The 19,939-nt window shown below is 72.0% G+C and carries 17 protein-coding genes; 4 read left to right on the plus strand and 13 right to left on the minus strand.

The window, feature by feature from the left end:
* Nucleotides 1-175 precede the first annotated feature (175 nt).
* Nucleotides 176-673, plus strand: coding sequence for a MarR family transcriptional regulator TamR (gene tamR / locus CP982_RS18475; protein ID WP_144003879.1), 498 nt, complete (start codon nucleotides 176-178; stop codon nucleotides 671-673).
* Here tamR and CP982_RS18480 read toward each other — a convergent pair.
* Entirely contained in the window at nucleotides 632-1,411 is a 780-nt protein-coding gene (locus CP982_RS18480) for a LuxR C-terminal-related transcriptional regulator (RefSeq protein WP_150511547.1), read from the minus strand. The genes tamR and CP982_RS18480 overlap by 42 nt on opposite strands.
* A 235-nt stretch (nucleotides 1,412-1,646) precedes the next feature.
* On the opposite strand from CP982_RS18480, the gene CP982_RS18485 reads away from it, so the two are divergent.
* Entirely contained in the window at nucleotides 1,647-2,102 is a 456-nt protein-coding gene (locus tag CP982_RS18485; protein ID WP_150511548.1) for a GNAT family N-acetyltransferase, read from the plus strand.
* Between the two features lie 120 nt (nucleotides 2,103-2,222).
* Here the strand turns inward: CP982_RS18485 and galK are convergent, their stop codons facing one another.
* Genes galK through galT form a run of 3 tightly spaced genes read right to left on the minus strand, consistent with a single transcriptional unit; the run spans nucleotide 2,223 to nucleotide 5,393 of the window.
* On the minus strand, nucleotides 2,223-3,368 hold the full coding sequence (galK, locus tag CP982_RS18490) for a galactokinase (RefSeq protein ID WP_150511549.1): 1,146 nt from the start codon (nucleotides 3,366-3,368) through the stop codon (nucleotides 2,223-2,225).
* A gap of 7 nt (nucleotides 3,369-3,375) precedes the next feature.
* On the minus strand, nucleotides 3,376-4,335 hold the full coding sequence (gene galE, locus CP982_RS18495; protein WP_150511550.1) for a UDP-glucose 4-epimerase GalE: 960 nt from the start codon (nucleotides 4,333-4,335) through the stop codon (nucleotides 3,376-3,378).
* Entirely contained in the window at nucleotides 4,335-5,393 is a 1,059-nt protein-coding gene (gene galT / locus CP982_RS18500) for a galactose-1-phosphate uridylyltransferase (RefSeq protein WP_150511551.1), read from the minus strand. The genes galE and galT overlap by 1 nt, the downstream gene beginning before the upstream one ends.
* A gap of 217 nt (nucleotides 5,394-5,610) precedes the next feature.
* On the opposite strand from galT, the gene CP982_RS18505 reads away from it, so the two are divergent.
* Nucleotides 5,611-7,299, plus strand: a complete 1,689-nt coding sequence (locus CP982_RS18505) for a sodium:solute symporter family protein (protein ID WP_150511552.1) — start codon at nucleotides 5,611-5,613, stop codon at nucleotides 7,297-7,299.
* An 18-nt stretch (nucleotides 7,300-7,317) separates the two neighbouring features.
* Nucleotides 7,318-7,635: a hypothetical protein gene (locus CP982_RS18510; protein ID WP_150511553.1), complete on the plus strand. Its 318-nt coding sequence runs from the start codon at nucleotides 7,318-7,320 to the stop codon at nucleotides 7,633-7,635.
* A 10-nt stretch (nucleotides 7,636-7,645) separates the two neighbouring features.
* Here CP982_RS18510 and CP982_RS18515 read toward each other — a convergent pair whose 3' ends face one another.
* The 9 genes from CP982_RS18515 to CP982_RS18555 all read right to left on the minus strand — a co-directional run bounded on the left by CP982_RS18515 (nucleotide 7,646) and on the right by CP982_RS18555 (nucleotide 19,756).
* Entirely contained in the window at nucleotides 7,646-8,353 is a 708-nt protein-coding gene (locus CP982_RS18515) for a helix-turn-helix transcriptional regulator (RefSeq protein ID WP_150511554.1), read from the minus strand.
* 289 nt (nucleotides 8,354-8,642) lie between these two features.
* The gene (locus CP982_RS18520) at nucleotides 8,643-10,556 is read right to left on the minus strand and encodes an outer membrane protein assembly factor BamB family protein (RefSeq protein ID WP_150511555.1); all 1,914 of its coding nucleotides are present in this window, start codon (nucleotides 10,554-10,556) and stop codon (nucleotides 8,643-8,645) included.
* A gap of 48 nt (nucleotides 10,557-10,604) precedes the next feature.
* Nucleotides 10,605-12,422, minus strand: a complete 1,818-nt coding sequence (locus CP982_RS18525) for an outer membrane protein assembly factor BamB family protein (protein WP_150511556.1) — start codon at nucleotides 12,420-12,422, stop codon at nucleotides 10,605-10,607.
* 146 nt (nucleotides 12,423-12,568) lie between these two features.
* Nucleotides 12,569-14,374 carry an ABC-F family ATP-binding cassette domain-containing protein gene (locus CP982_RS18530; RefSeq protein ID WP_150511557.1) on the minus strand — a complete coding sequence of 602 codons (1,806 nt, stop codon included), beginning with the start codon at nucleotides 14,372-14,374 and terminating at the stop codon, nucleotides 12,569-12,571.
* 79 nt (nucleotides 14,375-14,453) lie between these two features.
* On the minus strand, nucleotides 14,454-15,341 hold the full coding sequence (locus CP982_RS18535; RefSeq protein WP_150511558.1) for a 4-(cytidine 5'-diphospho)-2-C-methyl-D-erythritol kinase: 888 nt from the start codon (nucleotides 15,339-15,341) through the stop codon (nucleotides 14,454-14,456).
* Complete coding sequence (gene rsmA, locus CP982_RS18540; RefSeq protein WP_150511559.1) at nucleotides 15,338-16,207, minus strand: 16S rRNA (adenine(1518)-N(6)/adenine(1519)-N(6))-dimethyltransferase RsmA; 870 nt, start codon at nucleotides 16,205-16,207, stop codon at nucleotides 15,338-15,340. Before rsmA ends, CP982_RS18535 begins: the two co-directional genes overlap by 4 nt.
* A gap of 485 nt (nucleotides 16,208-16,692) precedes the next feature.
* Nucleotides 16,693-18,198, minus strand: a complete 1,506-nt coding sequence (locus CP982_RS18545) for a resuscitation-promoting factor (protein ID WP_229879268.1) — start codon at nucleotides 18,196-18,198, stop codon at nucleotides 16,693-16,695.
* A gap of 159 nt (nucleotides 18,199-18,357) precedes the next feature.
* Nucleotides 18,358-19,227: a TatD family hydrolase gene (locus CP982_RS18550; protein ID WP_150511560.1), complete on the minus strand. Its 870-nt coding sequence runs from the start codon at nucleotides 19,225-19,227 to the stop codon at nucleotides 18,358-18,360.
* An 88-nt stretch (nucleotides 19,228-19,315) separates the two neighbouring features.
* Entirely contained in the window at nucleotides 19,316-19,756 is a 441-nt protein-coding gene (locus CP982_RS18555) for a hypothetical protein (protein ID WP_150511561.1), read from the minus strand.
* Nucleotides 19,757-19,939 lie beyond the last annotated feature (183 nt).

Consider the following 19,939-nt stretch of genomic DNA (forward strand, 5'->3'; position numbering starts at 1 on the left):
CGGACGCGGGCGCGGCCCGGGGCGGCACGTGGCGCGCGCCACCGGGGCGTGCGGACGCACGCCGTACGGCCACCCCCTACGGACAGGGCGTGCCGATCGGTCGCCGCCATCCTCACCCCCTGACTATCTTGACGTCAAGAGACTTCATGTCGACAGACCCCCTACACTGATCGTCATGGAGGACGAGGTCGACCGGCTGGTCGCTGCGTGGCGCCGGGAGCGCCCTGACCTCGACGTGGAACCGCTCGAGGTGCTGAGCCGCGTGAGCAGGCTGGCGCGCCACCTGGACCGGGCACGTCGACTGGCGTTCTCCGAGCACGAGCTGGAGCCCTGGGAGTTCGACGTACTGACGTCGCTCCGGCGCGCGGGCGCCCCCTATCAGCTCTCCCCGGGCCAGCTCCTCACCCAGACCCTGGTGACCTCCGGCACGATGACGAACCGCATCGACCGGCTCACCAAGAAGGGCCTCGTCGAGCGCCTGCCCGACCCGAGCGACCGCCGGGGCGTCCTGGTGCGGCTCACCGAAGAGGGCCGCGACCGCGCCGACCAGGCCCTGGCGGGCCTCCTTGAGCAGGAGCGGGCGATCCTCGGTGAGCTGTCGCGCGCGCAGCGCGGCGAACTGGCCGCGCTGCTACGCCAGTTGACCGCCCCGTTCGACAACATCCCCGGCTAGGTCGACCGGCCCGACGCCGGCCCTGCGGGCGAGGGCGACGGCGGCGAGCGTGGAGTGCACGCCGAGCTTGCCGAGCACGTTCTGCATATGGGTGCGGACGGTGTGCGGGGACAGGAAGAGGCGCTCCGCGACGGCCTTGCGGCCGAGGCCCGCGACCATGCAGCGCAGCACCTCGCGCTCGCGCGGGGTCAACGACTCCACGAGCCGCTCGCTCTCCGTGCGGTGCTTGCGGGCCGCTGTCAGTTCGCGCAGTACGCCGGTGAGGAGGGCGGGCGGCAGATGCGTCTCGTCCCGCAGCACGCCGCGGATGACGGTGAGCAGCCGGGAGAGCGAGCAGTCCTTCGCCACCCAGCCGGAGGCCCCGGCCTGGAGCGCGAGCGCGGCGCGGCGCGGGTCGTCCTTCTCCGCGAGGACGACGGTCCGCACGGCGGGCTGCGCCGAACGCACGCCCGTGACCAGGGAGATGCCGTCCACGAGCCCGTCCGCCTGGCCGTCGTGCACCGGCACCGCCGGGCGGGTCGTGCTGTGCAGCGCGGGTGCGGTGCCGCCGAGGTCGGCGTCCACGAGCAGCACGTCATATCTGCGGCCTTCGGCGGCCGCTCGGTCAAGGCAGCGCAGCGCCGCCGGGCCGCTGCCCGCGGCGGACACGTCCACGTCGGGCTCGGCGGCGAGCGCGGCCGCGAGCGACTCGGCGAAGATGCGATGGTCGTCGACGACCAGGACTCGGATTCGAACCACGGAAACCCCCACAGGCTGGAGGACGGTGGACCAAGTGCGGATACGGCGCCCGGCATGAGGGAGCACCACAGCCGCACGGCCGCCGCCGTGCTGTGACTGCCACCCCCAGGCCGGGCGTCGTACCCGACTGTCTCGCCCCCTGAACGGCGCCGGCCCCCACCGGCGCTGTCCTTCAGAGTACGGACGGGGGCCCGGAGCGGAAGTGGATTTGCAGAACTGATTGTCCGGCGCGTTTATGGTGAGCCGTATGTTTCGTATTGAGACAGGAGTCGACAAAGAACGGCTTCGTCTGCTTCGGGCGCGGCTGCGAACGGCCAATACGGATGCCTCACCCGTGTTGCGGGCGATGCGGGGGACCCCCGCCGAGCGGGAAGTTCCGCTCGGGATCTGGGCGTTGGGGGACGACGACGCCCTTGTCGGGGGCCTGTCCGGGCATACGTGGGCGGGGTGGCTGCACGTGGCCCTGCTCTGGGTCGCGCCGGGCGCGCGCGGGGCGGGGCTCGGGGGCCGATTGCTCGCGCGGGCGGAGGCGGTGGCCCTGGCGGAGCGCGGCTGCCGCAACTCCCGCCTGGAGACCTGGGACTTCCAGGCCCCCTCCTTCTACGAGAAGCAGGGCTACACGGTGGTGTGCGCCATCCCCGACTACCCGGAGGGCACCACGGAGTACACCCTGACGAAGCGCTTGGGCTGACGCTCCTCAAACGCCGGAGGGGCTAGAAGATCCAGCCTCTCCGGCGTTTGAGGAGCGGGGGTCTGGGGGCGAAGCCCCCAGGAAGCGGGAAGGGGCGGGCCAGGGGCGCCCCGCGAGGGATCAGCTCAGGCGGTGGGCCCCCCGTGAAGGCTCCGCCTCGAAGACGCGGGGTGGGGGGAAGCCCGCCTGGGCGAAGGCGGTGTGGAGGGCCTTCGTGACGGCCTCCGCCTCCGCCGCCTCGACCAGGACGACCGCGGAGCCACCGAACCCGCCCCCGGTCATGCGCGCGCCGAGCGCCCCCGCCGCACCCGCCGCCTCGACGGCCAGGTCGAGTTCGGGGCAGGAGATGCGCAGGTCGTCCCGGAGGGAGGCATGGCCTTCGGTGAGGACGGGGCCGATGCCGCGCACGTCGCCCGCGTCGAGGAGGGCCGCGACCCGCTCGACCCGGTGATCGTCGGAGACGACGTGCCGGACGTAGCGGCGGACCCGGTCGTCGGCCAAGCGGTCCAGGGCCGCGGGGAGTTCGGCGTGGGGGACGTCCCGGAGATGGGAGACGCCGAGCGCGCGCGCCCCCGCCTCGCAGCCCGCGCGCCGCTCCGCGTACGCCCCGTCGCCCAGCTCGTGCTTCACGCGCGTGTCGACGACGAGCAGGCGCAGCCCGTGCGCGGCGAGGTCGAAGGGGACCTGGCGCACGGACAGGTCGCGGCAGTCGAGGTGCAGGACCCGGCCCGGCTCGCAGGCGGCGGACGCCATCTGGTCCATGACGCCGCAGGGCACGCCCACGAACTCGTTCTCGGCGCGCTGCGCGAGGAGCGCCAACTCTCGGCGGGACAGGCCGAGTTGGTAGAGGTCGCGCAGGGCGAGCGCCGTCACCACCTCCAGGGCCGCCGAGGAGGACAGGCCCGCCCCGGTCGGCACCGTGGAGGCCAGGTGCAGGTCCGCGCCGCCGACGGGGTGCCCGGCCGCGCGCAGCGCCCAGACGACGCCCGCCGGGTAGGCGGCCCAGCCGCCGCTGTCGGAGAGCGGCTCCAGGGCGGACACGGCGAGCTCGACGACGGGCCCCTCGACGTCGGCGGAGTGCAGCCGCAGGATCCCGTCGTCACGGCGGGCGACCGCGGCCACCGCCGTGTGCGGCAGGGCGAGCGGCATCACGAAGCCCTCGTTGAAGTCCGTGTACTCGCCGATGAGGTTGACGCGGCCCGGTGCCGCCCACACCCCGGCGGGCTCGTATCCGTAGAGGGCGGTGAACTCCTCGGCGACGGACATGGGCGGGTTACCCCTTTCGCTGGGCGAAGGCCCAGGCGTCGGCGACGATGCCCGCGAGGTCGGCGCGGGCGGGCCGCCAGCCGAGGCGCTCGTGGGCGGTGGCGGCGGAGGCGACCAGGACCGCCGGGTCGCCGCCCCGGCGCTCGGCGACGACCTCGGGGATCGGGTGCCCGGTCACCTGGCGGACGGTCTCGATGACCTCGCGCACGGAGAAGCCGCTGCCGTTGCCGAGGTTGCAGATGAGGTGCTCGCCCGGCGTCGCGGCGTCGAGGGCGCGCAGATGGGCGTCGGCGAGGTCGGCGACGTGGATGTAGTCGCGGACGCAGGTGCCGTCGGGCGTGGCGTAGTCGTCGCCGAAGACGGAGATCGCCTCGCGCCTGCCCTGGGCGACCTGGAGGACGAGCGGGATGAGGTGGGACTCGGGGTCGTGGCGCTCGCCGTACTCCCCGTACGCGCCCGCCACGTTGAAGTAGCGCAGGGAGACCGCGCCCAGGCCGTGGGCGCTCGCCTCGCCCGTGATCATGTGGTCGACGGCGAGCTTGGAGGCGCCGTAGGGGGAGGTCGGCGCGGTCGGGTCGGTCTCCTTGATGGGGCTGCTCACCGGTTCGCCGTACGTCGCGGCGGTGGAGGAGAAGACGAGGGTGCGCACGTGGGCGTCGCGCATGGCGGCGAGCAGCGCCATGGTGCCGCCGACGTTGTTGTCCCAGTACTTCTCGGGCTTCGCGACGGACTCGCCGACCTGGGAGGAGGCGGCGAAGTGCAGGACGGCCGCGTACGAGGAATCCAGCCACTTGGCGGCATCGCGGATGTCGCCCTCGATGAAGTCGGCGCCCGCGGGGACGGCATCGCGGAAGCCGGTGGAGAGGTTGTCGAGGACCGTGACGGCGTGCCCGGCCTCGATCAGATGCTGTGCGACGACGCTGCCGACATAGCCCGCGCCGCCCGTGACCAGGTACTTCGCACTCATCAACTCGCTACCTCTCGCAGTCGCTCGGCCGCGGCCTCCGGCGGCACGTCATTGATGAACACACTCATGCCGGATTCGGAACCCGCGAGGAACTTCAGCTTGCCGGAAGTGCGGCGAATGGTGAAAAGCTCTAGGTGGAGCGCGAAGTCGTCGCGGTTGACGCCGTCGTACGCGTCGAGCGCGGCGAAGGGCGCCTGGTGCCAGGCCGCGATGTAGGGCGTCGGGGGCCCGTCCGTGTCGAAGATCCGGTCGAACCGCTTGAGCAGTTCCAGATAGACGCCGGGGAACTCGGCGCGCGCCGCCTCGTCGAGGCCGAGCAGGTCGGGGACGCGGCGCTTGGGGTAGAGGTGCACCTCGTAGGGCCAGTGCGCGGCGTGCGGCACGAAGGCCACCCAGTGCGCGGTGTCCAGGACGACGCGTTCGCCCGCGCGCTCGTCGGCGAGGACGTCGTCGAAGAGGTTGCGGCCGCCGGTGGCCTTCTTGTGCGCGGCCAGGGAGCGCAGCATCAGGGCCGTGCGGGGGGTCACGAAGGGGTAGGCGTAGATCTGGCCGTGCGGGTGGCCGAGGGTCACCCCGATCTCCGCGCCCCGGTTCTCGAAGCAGAACACCTGCTGGACGGCGGGCAGGTGGGACAGCTCGGCGGTGCGGTCGGTCCAGGCGTCGAGGACGAGCCCGGCCTGCTCCTCGGTGAGGTCGGCGAAGGACACGGTGTGGTCGGAGGTGAAGCAGACGACCTCGCAGCGGCCCGCGTCGCCCGCGAGGGACGGGAAGCGGTTCTCGAAGACCACGACGTCGTACGCGGACTCGGGGATCTCGGTGGGCCGCTCGGCGGTGGAGGGGCACAGGGGGCACTGGTCGGCCGGGGGGTGGTAGGTGCGGCCCTGGCGGTGGGAGGCGATCGCCACGCTGTCGCCGAGGAGGGGGTCCCGGCGGATCTCCGCGGTGGTGGCGACGGCGTCGAGGGGGCGCCGGTCGGGGGCGGCGCGGACGGCGTCGTCGCGCACGTCGTAGTAGATGAGCTCACGACCGTCAGCGAGACGCGTCGAGGTCTTCTTCACGTGTGGGGCTCCTCATCCCGCCCGCCAACAGAACCGAACACAACAAATCACAAGCCAACAGCGGCGTCAATGCCGGACGATCCTGAGCCTCCTGGAGTCGAGCCCACCCCCGGCTCGATCACAATCAAACAAAGAACGTCAACAGAAGTGTTCACTTCCCGAAGGGCCAGGCGTAGGTTCCGCTCAGATCAGTTCGCGCGACGAAGTGAGTGCTCCCATGCAGGCACCTCCTACCCACACCCTGGCCGAGGGGCTCCGGCTGCCCGTCAACGGCCTCGACTACACCCTCCTCGCCCTCTACTTCGTGGTCGTCCTCGGCATCGGCTTCGCCGCCCGGCGCTCGGTGCGGACCAGCCTCGACTTCTTCCTGTCCGGCCGCTCGCTGCCCGCCTGGGTGACCGGCCTCGCCTTCGTCGCCGCCAACCTCGGCGCCACCGAGATCCTCGGCATGGCGGCGACCGGAGCGCAGTACGGCGTCGCCGTCGTGCACTGGTACTGGATCGGCGCCATCCCCGCCATGGTCTTCCTGGGCCTGGTGATGATGCCGTTCTACTACCGCTCGAAGGTGCGCTCCGTCCCCGAGTTCCTGCTCCAGCGCTTCGACAAGTCGGCGCACCTGCTCAGCTCGGCGCTCTTCGCGTTCGCCGCGATCCTCATCGCGGGCGTGAACCTCTACGCCCTGTCGATCGTCGTGGAGGCGCTGCTCGGCTGGCCGCAGTGGGTGGCGATCGTGGTCGCCGGGATCTTCGTGCTCGCGTACATCACCATCGGCGGCCTGTCCTCGGCGATCTACAACGAGGTCCTGCAGTTCTTCGTCATCCTCGCCGCGCTCATCCCGATCTGCGTCATCGGCATGAAGAAGGTCGGCGGCTGGGACGGCCTGAGCGGCAACCTGGAGAAGCAGCACGGCGACAACTTCCTCACCGCCTGGGGCGGCACCGGCATCGGCGACCCCAACCCGCTGGGCGCCAACTGGCTCACCATCATCCTCGGCCTCGGCTTCGTGCTGTCCTTCGGCTACTGGACGACGAACTTCGCCGAGGTACAGCGGGCCCTGTCCGCGAAGAACCTCTCCGCCGCCCAGCGCACCCCGCTCATCGCCGCGTTCCCGAAGATGTTCATCGTGTTCCTGGTGATGCTGCCGGGGCTCATCGCGGCGGTGCTCGTCCCGAAGATCGGCACGGCGGGCTCGGACCTCACCTACAACGACGCGATCCCCTATCTGATGCAGGAGTTGCTGCCCAACGGCGTGCTCGGCATCGCGGTCACCGGTCTGCTCGCAGCGTTCATGGCGGGCATGGCGGCCAACGTGTCCTCCTTCAACACCGTGTTCACGTACGACATCTGGGCGCGGTACGTGGTCAAGGACCGCGAGGACGGCTACTACTTGACGTTCGGCCGCCTCATCACCGCGATCGGCGTGCTCGCCTCGATCGGCACGGCCTTCATCGCCTCGTCCTTCTCCAACATCATGGGCTACCTCCAGACCCTCTTCTCCTTCTTCAACGTCCCGATGTTCGTGGTCTTCGTCATCGGCATGTTCTGGAAGCGGGCCTCCATGAAATCCGGTGTGTGGGGCCTGCTCGCGGGCACCACCGCCGCGATGCTCAACTACTTCTGGATCTACAAGCAGGGCGTCGTCGACATCCCCACCGACCAGGGCGCCAACTTCGTCTCCGCGATCGTCGGCTTCGCCGCCGGCGCGGTGGTGATGGTCGTGGTCACGCTCTTCACCGCGCCCAAGCCCGAGGCCGAGCTCGCCGGGCTCGTGTACGGCACCGCCTCGCCCGGCCTGGAGGACGACGGCGCCGAGCCGGGCGACTCCGCCTGGTACCGAAGGCCCGCGCTGCTCGGCTGGGGCGCGGTGGTGCTCGCCGCGGCCTGCTACGTCCCCTACTCGTTCTGACCGGAGGTCCGAGCCATCATGTCCGACCTGCAGAAGGAAGTCTCCGAACTGGAGCGGAAGTCCGCGACGGCCGCGCGTCTCTTCGACATCCGGCGGATCATCGGGGGCCTGTTCGTCGTGTACGGCGTGATCGTGACGATCGCGGGGATCACGGCGTCCGACGCCGACCTCGACAAGGCCGAGGGCATCAACATCAACCTCTGGACCGGCCTGGGCATGCTCGCCCTCGGCCTCTTCTTCCTCACCTGGCTTTGGCTGCGCCCGGCCCTCGCTCCGCAACCGCCGGAGGGGCTGGAAGATCCTCCGGCGGTTGCGGACGAGGCCGAAGGCCGATGAGGGCCGGGGGCTACTGGGGCGTGCCCGAGTTGTTCACGTGGCCGCTCGATGCGGGGCGCTCCGCGCGGTCCAGGAGCCCCGTGCGGGCAGCGAGGGCGGCGGCCTCCAGGCGCGAGCCCACGCCCAGTTTCATCAGCACGCGCTGCACATGCGTCCGCGCCGTGCTGGGCGCGATGCCCATGCCCGCCGCGATGAGCCGCGTGTCCTCACCGTCCGCGACCCGTACGAGCACCTCGACCTCACGCGGCGTGAGCATCTGGAGGAGCCGCTGCCCCTCGTCGTCGGGCTGTGCCGCGGGGTTGAGCAGCTCACTGAAGGCGCCTTGAAGCAATTGAGGCGCGACGGCGGCCTCACCGGCGCGCGCCTTCATGATGGCGCGCTCGACTCCTTCGATGCGCTCGTCGTGCCGTACGTACCCGGAGGCGCCGGAGGCGAAGGCCGCCGCGATGCCGCGCGGTGACGGCACGGGCCCGAGCACCACCACGGCCACCTGCGGACGCTCCCGCTTGATCTTGACCACGGGGTCGAACATGCCCGGCTCGGCGGGCGTCGCCGTGCCCAGCAGGCACACCTCGGGGGCCCTGCTGATGACCAGCTCGGCGGCGCCCGCGGCGGGCGCGGCCGCGGCCAGCACCCGGTGCCCGCGCAGCTTGAGCGCCGAGGCGAGCGCCTCGGCGAGCAGTCGGTGGTCATCGACCACCATGAGCCGCACACCCATCGAGCAACCCCCCAATGTCCCCCACGGATTCCCCCACTGGTCCCCCCACGGACCCGGGGCCCCGGCCCTCCATCCCCCGGAAGCTACACGCTTGTTCGACGTTGCGCTGCCCCTACCGTCCAGATGCAGCCCTGGATGCCGAAATCACTGCCTTTGGGGTAGCGGCTGTACGGGAGTACGGAGAGTGAACGGCCCCCGGGACGGGAAAGGCCCCGGACCGTGCGGTCCGGGGCCCTTCGTGGCGGTGCGTGACGGGTACGCGTTCGGTGCGCGCCCGGTCAGGAACCGGTCATTCCGTGGTGAAGCCCAGCGCGATGTACTCCTTGTCGTCCTTGGAGTACGGCTTGCTGATCAGCTCCTTGCCCATGAACAGATGGCCGTTCCCGTACAGGACCTCGTTGGACTTGGGGACCATGCCGCTGATGGCGCTGCTGACCGATTCGGTGGCGGGCGTCTGCAGGAGCGTGGTCTCCTTCATCGACTTGCCGTCGAGCGAGACGACCTTGGCGCCCTTGTTGTAGCCGCCGCCCTTGTACGCGAGGACGTTGCCGCCGTCCATGCGCAGCGGGAACATCTCGCCGTCGTCGCCGGCGTCCGCGCGGTCACCGGTGGTCTTGCCCGTGGCCAGGGAGAAGCCGATGATCTCGTTGGTAAAGCCGTAGCCGGAGCCGCCCGCGTCGTGCTGGCGCGTGGGGACGTACAGCTTGTCGTTGCCGACGACGATCGCCTTGCAGCTGTAGACCTTGTTGACGTCGCAGTCGTGGGAGTACTTGCCGTCCTCCAGCTTGATGCGGGCGCGCAGCTTGCCGCTGTTGCTCAGCGAGAAGACGTCCGTGGCGCCGCTCGCCGTGATCTCCTCGGTGTCCTGGCCGAAGACGACCGGGCTCGTCGAGATGATCTTGGCGTTGTCGATGCCCGCGGCCAGCGGGTAGCTCCACTTGTCGTCGCCCGTCTTGGGGTCGAGGAGCTGGATCTTCAGCTTGGGGTCGTCGTAGTCACCGCACTTGCGGACCGCGACAAGCTGGTCGCCGCCCGCGTAGCCGACGTCCTTGCACTTGTCGCCGATCTGCGGCTTCCACAGGAGCTTGCCGGAGAGGTCCCAGGCGGCGCCGGTGCCGCCGGTGCCGGAGCCCGCGGCGATGGTGGAGCCAGAGAGGGTGATCTCCTCGAACTCCACCTTCATGCCGCTGTTGGTGACGTCCTTGGTCCACAGCTTCTTGCCGGTCTTCAGGTTGATCGCGGAGACCTGGCTGCAGTCCGGGTACTTGTTCGCCTTGGTGGCCTTGGCGTCCTTGGCGACGACCGCGGTGATGCCGTCCTTGGTGATCTCCTTGGAGACCGCGCAGGTCTCGCCGGAGAGCGGGATCGACCACTTCTCCTTGCCGGAGGAGGGCTCGTACGCGATCAGGGCGTGGTCCTTGTCCTTGCCCTGGTAGCCGGACTTGACGACCGCGTCGTCGGTCAGCCAGGAGCCCTCGACGTTCCACACGTCGTCCTTGGGCACGGCGGGCGCGGGAACCTGGAAGGCCACCTTGGCGCCGGTGTCCGCGGGGGCCTTCTCCTTGGCGGGGCCGCCGGAGGGCAGCTCCTTCTTGTCGCCGCCCTTGCCGCCCTTGTCGTCCTTCTTGGCGCTGGCGCTCTTGTCGTCGTCCTTCTTCTGGGACGCGTAGATCACGCCGCCGCCGACGATCAGCGCGATCGCGGCGACCGCCGCGACGATGATCGTGAGCTGCTTCTTCTTGCCGTTGGAACCACCGGGGCCGCCGGGGCCCGCGGGCTGCGGCTGCATCGAGACGGTGGGCGGCTGCGGGTAGCCGTACTGCGGCTGGCCGGGGTAGCCCTGGCCGGGCTGCTGACCGTAGGCGGGCGTGGCGGGCTGGCCGTACGCCGGGGCCGCGGGCTGGCCGTAAGCGGGAGCCGCGGGCTGGCCGTACGCCGGCGGGGCGGGCGGTGCCTGCGGCGGGGCGGCGGGCGGCGGGGTCTGCGGCGGCTGGGGAGCCTGGGGCGGCTGCGGGTAGCCGTACGGCGCCTGGCCCGGCTGGCCCTGCGGGGGCCCCTGCGGAGGCGGCGGCGGGGTGCCCGGTGCCTGCGGATAGCCGTAGCCCGGCTCCGGGGCCTTGCCGAAACCGCCGGACGGGGGCTCCTGCGGGGCGCCGAACCCGCCCTGCGGGGGCTCGTTGGGGGGCTGAGGCGGCTGAGTCATGACGTCTTTCCTTGGGGGGACGGAAGGGGAACTAGGCGAGGGGGAGGGTCACTTGCCGTAGGCCAGCATCAGCTTCTCGCGGCCCTGCGCGCTGCCGGAGAGGCGCGTGGTGGAGATGTAGAAGCGCCCGTCCACGTAGTCGATCGCCTTCGAGAAGAAGCCGTTCTCGATCTTCGACGTCCCCTCGGGGTTCTTCAGGAGCGTCTTCGGCGTGTGCGAACCGCTCGGCGCGATGGAGACGACCTGGCCACCGCTGCTGTACGACGGCTTGACGTAGGCGACGAGCTGTCCGTCCGCCATCTTCATGGGCATCATCGAGGTGTCCGACGGCGACTTGACGCGCCAGTTCGCCTTGCCGGTGTTCAGGCCGATCGCGACGATCTCGTTGGCGCCGGTCGTCTTCTTCGTCGGCAGGTACAGGTACGTGTCGTCGGCGACGGCGCCCGAGCAGCCCTGCAGGTCGTTGACCATGATGCCGCCCCAGCCGCACTCGGGCGCGAAGTCCTCGTTGACGCGGACCTCGGAGCGGGTGGCGGAGCTACCCGGCTTGAGCGTGGTGATGTTCCACTGCTTCTTGTCCTCGTTGGTGAGGTAGAGGACGGTCGGGGTGGTGGAGTAGACCTTGTTCAGACGCCAGCCCTTGGGGAACTTCTTCGTCCACTTGGCCTTGCCCGTCTTCGGGTCCAGCTCCTGGATCTCGTCGTGCTCGGTGGGCGTGCTGGCGCCGCAGGACAGCGCCCGCAGCAGCCGGTCACCGCCGGTGAAGCCGTTCGGGAAGCAGGTGCCCTCGTCCTTCTTGCGGGAGACGAACAGCTCGTCGCCGCCGCTCATGCTGTACGCGGTGCCGGACTGCGAGCGGCCGACCATCAGGGTGTCGCCGGTGATGGTCAGCTCGATGCTGAGCGTGGAGTCGAAGAGACCTTCCTCCTTGATCTGCTTCTTCCAGCCCTTCTCGCCCGTCTTCAGGTCGATGACCTGGAGCTGGTCGCAATTGGCGTTGCTCTTCGTGCCGCCCTTGTACGCGATGACGACCTTGCCGTCCTCGCTGACCTGCCGGGAGGCCGCGCAGATGTCCTGGGGCAGCTTGATGGCGGGCCACTTCGGCTTGCCCGACTCGACTTCGTAGCCCAGGACTTCCTTGTAGACGGCCTTGACGGCGACGCCGTCCTCGACCCACATGCCGGGGGCGTCGGCGCCCTTGCCGGGGGCCTTGGGGGCCTCCTTGTACCAGAGCACCTTCGACTCGCCGGCCTGGCGGCCCTCGTTGAGGTCCTCCTTGCCCGCGTGGCCGTCGCCGCTGCCGTCGCCCGGGTTGACCGGGGCGGAGGCGGTGGGCTTGGGGCCCTTGTTCTTGGACTCGGACTTCTTCTTGTCGTCACCACCGCTGGTGAGCGCGTAGACCGCGCCGCCCGCGACGAGCAGGGTGGCCACGGCGGCCCCGATGATCACCGCGGTCTTGCCCTTGAAGGGGCTCTTGCCGCCGCCACCGCCGGGCGGCGGGGCGGCCGGTCCGCCCGGGTACTGCTGCTGCGGGAAGCCGTAACCGGCGGGCTGCGCGGGCTGGCCGTACGGGCCGGGCTGCGGCGGCTGGCCATAGGGACCCGGCTGCGGGGGCTGGCCGTAGGGGCCGGGCTGCGGAGGCTGGCCGTACGGACCCGGCTGCTGCGGATAGCCGTACGCGCCGGCCTGTGCGGGCGGCTGCTGCGGCTGGCCGTAGCCGGGCTGCGGGGCCGGGGGAGGCGACTGCGGCGGACCCGCGGGCGGCATCGGCGGCTGCGGCTGCGGCGGGCCGGACTGCCGCGGGTCCTGTGGATCCTGTGGAGCTCCGAAGCCGCCGTGCGGCGGCTGGTTGGGCGGCTGAGTCATCAGCGCTTCCCCCTTCACTGATTTTTCGGCACGCCAAGTGGTGCTCAGGCCGACCTTTCTATCACTCCAATCAAGCCATGGCCGGGACCGGTCCTGACCCTGTACCCAAGGGAGGACCGGCCCGTGATGCGTCCGTTACGCGATGCTCACGCGTTCTCCGCGAGCTCCAGCCAGCGCATTTCCAACTCTTCACGCTCGCTGCCGAGTTCGCGCAGTTCGGCGTCCAGTTTGGCCACCTTCTCGAAGTCTGTGGCGTTATCGGCGATCTGCGTGTGGAGGGTGCTCTCCTTGGCCGAGATCTTGTCCAGCTGCCGCTCGATCTTCTGGAGTTCCTTCTTCGCGGCGCGGGCGTCGGCGGCGGAGACCGCGTTGGTCTCGGGCTCGGGGCGCGCGGCGGGGGCCGGGGCCGCGGCCTCCGTCATCCGCTGCCTGCGCTCCAGGTACTCGTCGATGCCGCGCGGCAGCATCCGCATCGTGGCGTCGCCCAGGAGCGCGTGCACCCGGTCCGTGGTGCGCTCGACGAAGAACCGGTCGTGCGAGATCACGATCATCGAGCCGGGCCAGCCGTCGAGCACGTCCTCCAGCTGCGTCAGGGTCTCGATGTCGAGGTCGTTGGTGGGCTCGTCGAGGAAGAGCACGTTCGGCTCGTCCATCAGCAGGCGCAGGAGCTGGAGCCGGCGCCGCTCACCGCCGGACAGGTCGCCGACCGGCGTCCACTGCTTCTCCTTGCTGAAGCCGAACGTCTCGCACAGCTGGCCCGCGGTCATCTCCCGGCCCTTGCCGAGGTCGACGCGCTCGCGGACCTGCTGCACGGCCTCCAGGACGCGCGTGGCCGGGTCCAGCTCGGCGACCTCCTGGGAGAGGTAGGCGAGCTTCACGGTCTTGCCGACCGTGATCCGGCCCGCCACGGGCTGCGTCTCGCCCTCGGAGCGGGCGGCGTCGGCCATGGCCCGCAGGAGCGAGGTCTTGCCCGCGCCGTTCACCCCCACCAGGCCGATGCGGTCGCCCGGGCCGAGCTGCCACGTCAGGTGCTTCAGGAGCAGCTTGGGACCGGCCTGTACGGACACGTCCTCCAGGTCGAAGACGGTCTTGCCGAGCCGGGTGGTGGCGAACTTCATCAGCTCGCTGGTGTCGCGCGGCGGCGGCACGTCCTTGATCAGCTCATTGGCGGCCTCGACGCGGAAGCGCGGCTTGGAGGTGCGGGCCGGGGCGCCGCGGCGCAGCCACGCCAGCTCCTTGCGGACCAGGTTCTGCCGCTTGACCTCTTCGGTGGCCGCGATGCGCTCGCGCTCGGCGCGCGCGAAGACGTAGTCGGAGTAGCCGCCCTCGTACTCGTAGACGGTGCCCTTCTGCACGTCCCACATGCGGGTGCACACCTGGTCGAGGAACCAGCGGTCGTGCGTCACGCACACGAGGGCCGAGCGGCGCTCCCGCAGGTGCTGCGCGAGCCAGGAGATGCCCTCCACGTCCAGGTGGTTGGTGGGCTCGTCGAGCACGATCAGGTCCTGCTCGGCGATGAGCAGCTGGGCGAGCGCGATGCGGCGCCGCTCGCCGCCGGACAGCGGTCCGATGACGGTGTCGAGGCCCTGCGGGAAGCCCGGCAGGTCGAGCCCGCCGAAGAGGCCCGTGAGGACGTCCCGGATCTTGGCGTTGCCCGCCCACTCGTGATCGGCGAGGTCACCGATGACCTCGTGCCGCACGGTCGCCTCGGGGTCGAGCGAGTCGTGCTGGGTCAGGACGCCGAGACGCAGGCCGCCGCTGTGCGTGACGCGCCCGGTGTCGGCCTCCTCCAGCTTGGCGAGCATCCGGATGAGGGTCGTCTTCCCGTCACCGTTGCGCCCGACGACACCGATCCGGTCGCCCTCGGAGACGCCCAGTGAGACGCCGTCGAGCAGCGCGCGGGTGCCGTACACCTTGCTGACTGCCTCGACATTGACGAGGTTGACGGCCATTTCACTCCTGACGACGGAAAAGACGAACCCGACCGTCCAGCGTAGTCGCCCGCCGAGCGGACCTCTTTCGCGCGCGGAGCTACAGGACCCCGGCCCCGGGCGCGGGCGAGGTCGCGGGGCGGGCCGTGCGGCAGGTGCCCGACGCGCGCAGGGCGGCGGCGACCCGCTCCGCGGCGTCCGCGTCCTTGACCAGGAAGGCGGTCGTCGGGCCCGAGCCGGAGACCAGGGCCGCGAGGGCGCCCGCCTCGGTGCCCGCCTTCAGGGTGTCGGCGAGCGCCGGGAAGAGGGAGAGCGCGGCGGCCTGGAGGTCGTTCGACAGGGTGGCCGCGAGAGCCGCGGCGTCGCCGGTGCGCAGCGCCTCCAGGAGGGCCGGGGAGGCCTCGGGGGCGGGGGCGTCGGGGGTCAGGCGGTCGAACTCGCGGTACACCGCGGGCGTCGAGAGGCCGCCGTCGGCGACCGCGAACACCCAGTGGAAGTCGCCGCCCACCGCGAGCTCCTGGAGCCGCTCGCCGCGCCCCGTGCCGAGGGCGGCGCCGCCGACCAGGCTGAACGGCACGTCGCTGCCGAGCTCGGCGCAGATGTCGAGCAGCTCGGCCCGGGACGCGCCGGTGCCCCAGAGGGCGTCGCAGGCCAGCAGGGCGCCCGCGGCGTCCGCGCTGCCGCCCGCCATGCCGCCGGCGACCGGGATGTCCTTGGCGATGTGGAGGTGTACGTCGGCGGGGCGACCGTGGCGCTCGGCGAGGGCGAGCGCGGCGCGGGCCGCGAGGTTGGTGCGGTCCAGGGGCACCTGGGCGGCGTCCGGGCCCGCGCAGGTGACGCGCAGCTCGTCGGCGGGCGCCGCCGTCACCTCGTCGTACAGGCCGACGGCGAGGAAGACGTTGGCGAGGTCGTGGAAGCCGTCGGGCCGGGCGGGGCCCACGGCCAGCTGCACGTTGACCTTCGCGGGCACGCGTACGGTGACGCTCACGCCGCGGCCCCCTTGTGCTCGGCGATCCGGGCGAACTCCTCGACGGTCAGGGACTCGCCGCGCGCCTGCGGGGACACGCCCGCGGCGACCAGGGCGGCCTCGGCCGCGGCGGCGGAGCCCGCCCACCCGGAGAGGGCGGCGCGCAGCGTCTTGCGGCGCTGGGCGAAGGCGGCGTCCACGACGGCGAACACCTCCCGCTTCGAGGCGGTGGTCGCGACCGGCTCGGCGCGCCGCACCAGGGACACGAGGCCGGAGTCGACGTTCGGCGCGGGCCAGAAGACGTTGCGGCCGATGGCGCCCGCGCGCTTGACGTCCGCGTACCAGTTGGCCTTCACGGACGGGACGCCGTACACCTTCGAGCCCGGTGCCGCGGCGAGGCGGTCGGCGACCTCGGCCTGCACCATCACGAGCGTGCGCTCGATGCTGGGGAAGGTGTCGAGCATGTGCAGCAGGACCGGTACCGCCACGTTGTACGGGAGGTTCGCGACCAGGGCCGTCGGGGCGGGTCCTGGCAGCTCGCGCACCTGCATGGCATCGCTGTGGACGAGGTCGAAGGCGTCCTTGCGCTGCGGCAGGCGGGCCTCGACGGTCGCCGGGAGGGCCCCGGCGAGTACGTCGTCGATCTCCACGGCGGTGACGTGCGCGGCGGTCTCCAGGAGCGCGAGGGTCAGCGAGCCGAGGCCCGGGCCCACCTCGACCACGACGTCGTCGGGGCCCACGTCCGCGGTGCGGACGATGCGGCGGACGGTGTTCGCGTCGATGACAAAGTTCTGGCCGCGCTGCTTGGTCGGCCGGACGCCGAGGGTGGCGGCAAGCTCGCGGATGTCGGCGGGGCCCAGGAGGGCGTCGTGCTCGGTGCTACTCACCGCCCCAGGGTATCCGCGCCCCACCCCGCCCCCGGCCCATCCGCCCCACTCCCCGGCCGCGCGGCACCGGCCCTGCGGGCACGGGCCAGGCGGAACGGCTGAGCGGCACCCGGCCCTGCGCGCCCGAGGCCAAGCGGAACGGCTGAGCGGCGCCTGGTGCTGTGCCCACCCGTCCCGCCCTGCGGGACGATTGCCCACAGCGGGGAGGGGGTGGCTCCGCCCGGCCCGGGCCCGGCCTGCGCGTACGCCCCGCGCCGAGCGCCGGGGTGGTCCCACCCGCCCGCCCCCGCCCAGGTGCCCCGAGGCCCGGTCTCGCGACGCTGGGGAGTTTCGGGTGGGCGGGGTGGGCAAGCACCCGCCGCGGTAGCGGCGGGGAGGGGGAGGGCGCCACGGGCGGCGCTCCGCGTCGGGGTCGGGCGGGCGGAAGCCGGGGTGGCACGGGTGGGCGGGTGGGAGGCCGCCCGGCAGCGGGCGGGCCCCGGGGGCTAGAGGCGTTTGCCGCAGTGGGGCCAAGGGCTCGCGCCCCGCTGGACGTAGAGCTTCTTCGCCCGGTGGGTCTGCTCGGTGGCGGACGCGTCCTGGGGGCGGCCCGAGCCGCCGAGCCCCTGCCAGGTGCGCGTGTCGAACTGGTAGAGCCCGCCGTACGTGCCGGAGGGATCCACCGCGGTGGGGCGCCCCCCGGACTCGCAGGACGCGAGGGCGCCCCAGTCGAGCCCGTCGGCCCCGGGCACGGACGTGGGCGGGGCCTTCGTGCCGACCTTCACGATCCGCGTCTGCGGCTCCCGCACCACCTCGCTCTTGATCCGCCGCGGCTTCTGCTTCACGCCGTTGACGGTGCGCAGCGCGTACGTGACCCGCCGGGCCCCTTCGTGCCCGGCCTGCACCACGACCTCCGTGCCGCGCAGGAGCGAGGCGTCCTCGGTCTTGCGGACCGCGTACGGGATGACCTCCTCGCGCACCTCCTTGCGGCCGGAGATCCGCATGACCGTGATGGTCTGCCCGTCGCGCGGGAAGCTGTCGGGCGCGACGGAGGTGGTGTCGGAGCCGCGCAGGGTGACGCCGGACTCCTCGACGGCCTCGTGGACGGTCGCGGCGTTCGTACGGATGGTGCGGGCCCTGCCGTCGGCCATGACGGTCACGGTGCGCTCGGTGCGGACGTCGAGGTCGAGGCCCTCGCGGGCGATGCGCTTGCCGCGCGAGGCCGACAGATAGGCGCCCTCGGCGCGCACGCCGAGCTGGCGCAGCGCGCCGTCGACGGTGCGGGCGGTGGTCCACACCTGGCGGCTCTTGCCGTCGAGGGTGAGCCGCACGGGGCGGCCGTAGCGGACGGCGATCTCGTCGCCGCTGGCGAGCACGGTGTCGGCGGTGGGCGCCACGATGTCGTGGGTGCCGACGTCCACGCCCTCGTCGGCGAGCAGTTCGCCCACGTCGTCGGCGAAGGTGTGCAGGGTGCGGGACCTGCCGTCGACGCTGAGCTGGACGGCCTTGTCGTTGGCGACGAAGGCGGAGGTGCCGCCCGCGAGGAAGGCGACGACGAGGGCCTGCGGCACGAGCCTGCGCAGTCCGTCGGGGCGCTCGCCGCTCCGCTTGCGCCGCGCGGCGCGGCGCGCCTGGGCCCGCCCGGCGCTCCGGGGCCCGCCCGCCTGCCGGGGCAGCAGGGGCCCGGAGCCGGCGCCCTCGGCCCCGTCGGCCGGGGTGTACGCCGCGCCGTCCGCGGCCTCGGCGTACTCGACGCGCTCGGGCTCGGGGTTTTCGGGGATGGCGGGGCTCACGGGGCTCTCGGGGTATCCGCCGTACTCCGCGCCCGGCGCACCGGCCGCGCCCCCGTCGCCCCCGGCCCCGTACGCGCCGTACCCTCCCGGCGTCATCTCGTACGCTGGCCGGTACGTGTCCTGGTACCCCCCGTGCCCCACGGCGGCCCCGCCGTCCCCGTACGGCTCATAGGGCGCGAACGGCGGCTGCCCATACGTCTCGTACTGCGGTTTGCTCACGACGACGCTCCAGCTGACATGTGAACCACTGACAAGCCATGTGCAGATCGGCTTGCAGAACCTAGCGGAGCGGCCGTCACTCTCCAAAGCAGGGTGACTACTCTGTGTCGCGGCACTGCCCCAGGCTGTCAGGCCCCGGAACGCTTCGGTCGTTATCGATCAGTAATCAAAGGCGCGGGCCGTGTTCGCCGAGACGGCCGCGGCCATGGCGTCCTCGTCGATCCCCTTCACCTCGGCCATCGCGCGCAGCGTGACCGGAATGAGATACGGGGCGTTGGGCCGTCCGCGGTAGGGCGCGGGGGTCAGGAACGGGGCGTCGGTCTCGACGAGGACGAGCTCCGGCGGGGCCACGGCGAGGGCCTCGCGCAGGTGCCCCGCGTTCTTGAAGGTCACGTTGCCCGCGAAGGACATGAAGTAGCCGTGCTCCGCGCACACCTCGGCCATCGCGGCGTCGCCGGAGTAGCAGTGGAAGACGGTGCGCTCGGGGGCGCCCTCCTCCTTGAGGACGCGCAGCACGTCGTCGTGGGCCTCGCGGTCGTGGATGACCAGGGCCTTGCCGTGCCGCTTGGCGATCTCGATGTGCGCGCGGAAGGACCGTTCCTGCGCGGCCATGCCCTCGGGCCCGGTGCGGAAGTGGTCGAGGCCGGTCTCGCCGACGCCCTTGACGTGCGGAAGGGCCGCGAGCCGGTCGATCTCGGCGAGCGCCTCGTCGAGCGCGGCCTCTCCCCCGCCGGGCCTGGCGCCCTGCCGCGACCAGCCGTCGGGATCCCCGTGCACGATGCGCGGCGCCTCGTTCGGGTGAAGGGCCACCGCGGCGTGGACGGCGGCGTGCGCGGCGGCCGTCTCGGCGGCCCAGCGGGAGCCCGCGACGTCGCAGCCGACCTGGACCACCGTGGTGACGCCCACCGAGGCGGCCTTGGCGAGCGCCTCCTCGACGGTCCCCGACTGCATGTCGAGGTGGGTGTGGGAGTCGGCGACCGGGACGCGGAGCGGGGCGGGGGCCGGGGGCGGGGTGGTGTCGGCGGGCATGCCCCGATCCTACGGAGCCCCCGGCCGAGGGGTCCCGCCGAGGGCACCCGCCCCGGGGGCGGGGCGGGTGCCCGGGGAGAGGACGGCCTCAGCCGGCCTTGCGGTGGTTCTGGAACGGGTGCAGCAGGTCCGAGAGGTGCCAGTGGTGCTTGGCGCCCCCTTCCGCGCCCCCTCCCGCGCCCTCGGCCGAGCCGTCGCTCGCCGGGACCTTCGTCGCCGACGGCGGATGCTCGGTGTGGGGCTGCCGGTGCAGGGACTCAAGAGCGGACCGCACGGTCGACACCTGGCCCGCGCGCATGATCCGGACGACGTGGCCCCCGCAGTTCAGGCAGGTGGGCCGGGTGAGCGGGGACGGCACGCGGTGCCCGCCCGCCAGATACGTCACGAACTGCTGCCCCTTGGCGTCCACGTGGTGCTCGATCTCGTACGACTGCTCCCAGCCGTGCCCGCAGCGCATGCAGGCGAACGCGTAGGACTCATGGACGACGTCGAAAGCCGTGCGGTGACCGGTGTCTGCGATCTCACTCATGCGAGCTCCTCTTGTCCGCAGGACAAGCACCACCGGCCCGGAGCGTCCTGCCCGGACCCGGGCCCGGCGGTGAGGGACGGGTGCGTCCCTGACCACCAGTGGACGCCCTTTCCGCAGCGCGCGCATCAGACCTGTGCACTGTTGGGCCCGATTTGGCATTCCCATAGGAATTCAGCCTGACGC

The organism is Streptomyces spectabilis (assembly GCF_008704795.1).
Taxonomy (GTDB): Bacteria; Actinomycetota; Actinomycetes; order Streptomycetales; family Streptomycetaceae; genus Streptomyces; species Streptomyces spectabilis.

Coding starts and splice junctions, on each gene's coding strand:
- tamR (WP_144003879.1), top strand. CDS start 176: ATGGAGGACGAGGTCGACCGGCTGGTCGCTGCGTGGCGCCGGGAGCGC.
- CP982_RS18485 (WP_150511548.1), top strand. CDS start 1,647: ATGGTGAGCCGTATGTTTCGTATTGAGACAGGAGTCGACAAAGAACGG.
- galK (WP_150511549.1), bottom strand. CDS start 3,368: ATGTCCGTCGCCGAGGAGTTCACCGCCCTCTACGGATACGAGCCCGCC.
- galE (WP_150511550.1), bottom strand. CDS start 4,335: ATGAGTGCGAAGTACCTGGTCACGGGCGGCGCGGGCTATGTCGGCAGC.
- CP982_RS18505 (WP_150511552.1), top strand. CDS start 5,611: ATGCAGGCACCTCCTACCCACACCCTGGCCGAGGGGCTCCGGCTGCCC.
- CP982_RS18510 (WP_150511553.1), top strand. CDS start 7,318: ATGTCCGACCTGCAGAAGGAAGTCTCCGAACTGGAGCGGAAGTCCGCG.
- CP982_RS18515 (WP_150511554.1), bottom strand. CDS start 8,353: ATGGGTGTGCGGCTCATGGTGGTCGATGACCACCGACTGCTCGCCGAG.
- CP982_RS18520 (WP_150511555.1), bottom strand. CDS start 10,556: ATGACTCAGCCGCCTCAGCCCCCCAACGAGCCCCCGCAGGGCGGGTTC.
- CP982_RS18525 (WP_150511556.1), bottom strand. CDS start 12,422: ATGACTCAGCCGCCCAACCAGCCGCCGCACGGCGGCTTCGGAGCTCCA.
- CP982_RS18530 (WP_150511557.1), bottom strand. CDS start 14,374: ATGGCCGTCAACCTCGTCAATGTCGAGGCAGTCAGCAAGGTGTACGGC.
- CP982_RS18550 (WP_150511560.1), bottom strand. CDS start 19,227: ATGCCCGCCGACACCACCCCGCCCCCGGCCCCCGCCCCGCTCCGCGTC.
- CP982_RS18555 (WP_150511561.1), bottom strand. CDS start 19,756: ATGAGTGAGATCGCAGACACCGGTCACCGCACGGCTTTCGACGTCGTC.